Annotated in this window: 1 rRNA gene; it reads right to left on the minus strand. The window is 44.2% G+C overall.

Annotation, left to right across the window (positions count from 1 at the left end):
- Positions 1 to 117 (minus strand): 5S ribosomal RNA (gene rrf, locus NOU10_RS09360).
- Positions 118 to 233: the final 116 nt, after the last annotated feature.

The following is a 233-nucleotide window of genomic DNA, read 5'->3' on the forward strand; positions in this document are numbered from 1 at the left end:
GCACGGCGACTTCCTACCCTCGCAAGAGGCGTTCCTCTAACTACTCTCGGCGTTACGAAGCTTAACTTCTGTGTTCGGAATGGGAACAGGTGTATCCTTCGTGCCATCATCACCGCACTATTTACTTGAGATTTTATTCTCTCAAAACTAGATATCATTTATCTCTTTCACCGAAAACTCACGTTTTCTTTACTTGGTTAAGTCCTCGATCGATTAGTAATGGTCCGCTCCAT

The organism is Ligilactobacillus sp. MP3, assembly GCF_024436335.1.
GTDB lineage: Bacteria > Bacillota > Bacilli > Lactobacillales > Lactobacillaceae > Ligilactobacillus > Ligilactobacillus salivarius.